Below are 1,139 nucleotides of genomic sequence, written 5' to 3'. Positions count from 1 at the left end.
GTGGTGTAGGTTCGCTGGGATAGCCACAGCGACCTCCGGCTAAGCCGGATTGATCATGCTGCCATGGCAGGCAACGTGATGATGGGATTATCGCTTAAACCTGAGACGCTCTCAAGTGTCATGTAGCGGCAGCGTTGGACGGCCCATTCGTCGTTCTGTTCCAGAAGGATAGCGCCGACGAGACGGGTAATCGCCTCTTCGTTGGGGAAGATGCCGACAACATCAGTACGCCGCTTGATCTCGCCATTGAGCCGCTCGATCGGATTGTTGCTGTGCAACTTCGTGCGGTGTTGGGCTGGGAAGGTCATGTAGGCCAGCACATCCTCCTCGGCGCTGTCCATCAGGGCAGCGAGTTTTGGCACGGTAGGGCGCAATTGATCGGCGACGCTGCGCCATTGGGCCTTTGCGGCCTCTGGAGTTTCCTGGGCGAAAGCGGTGGCGATGAATGCCGACACGACCCGGCGTCCGCTCTTGCCGGCATGGGCCAGCGCATTGCGCATAAAATGAACCCGGCATCGCTGCCAGGTGGCGCTGAACACTTTGGCGACGGAAGCTTTTATGCCTTCATGGGAATCGGAGATCACCAGCTTCACGCCGCGCAGACCGCGACGGGCAAGGCTGCGTAGAAAGTCGGTCCAGAAGACCTCAGCTTCGGAATGACCGATCGCCATGCCGAGCACTTCGCGCCGGCCATCGCTGTTAACGCCAACGGCAATGATGACCGCGACAGAGACAATGCGACCGGCTCGCCGCACTTTGATGTAAGTCGCGTCCATCCAGAGATAGGGCCAGTCGCCTTCGATCGGACGATCGAGAAAGGCCTTCACCCGCTCGTCGATCTCCACGCACAGTCGGCTGACCTGGCTCTTTGAGATCCCACTCATGCCCATGGCTTTGACCAGATCGTCCACAGAGCGGGTCGAGATCCCCTGGATATAAGCTTCCTGGATGACGGCCGTCAGTGCCTTCTCTGCCATACGGCGGGGCTCCAGAAACCCTGGAAAATATGTTCCCTTGCGCAGCTTGGGGATCCGCAGCTCGACCGTGCCTGCCCGCGTCTCCCAGTCCCGATCCCGATAGCCGTTGCGCTGCGCGAGGCGCTCGGGATCCTTATCGCCATAGGCCGCGCCCGTAAGGTC

Annotated in this window: 1 protein-coding gene; it reads right to left on the bottom strand. The window is 60.3% G+C overall.

Features of this window, described 5'->3' with window-relative positions; genetic code table 11:
• Positions 1–53 precede the first annotated feature (53 nt).
• Positions 54–1,139 (bottom strand): IS256 family transposase (locus SxD43FB_RS23675; RefSeq protein WP_141249638.1); only part of this gene is annotated, 1,086 nt, incomplete at its 5' end.

It is taken from the genome of Sphingobium sp. D43FB, assembly GCF_002312805.1.
Taxonomy (GTDB): domain Bacteria; phylum Pseudomonadota; class Alphaproteobacteria; order Sphingomonadales; family Sphingomonadaceae; genus Sphingobium.
The sequence above is the reverse complement of the archived record's forward strand: the minus strand, read 5'-3'. Positions and strand labels throughout refer to the sequence as shown.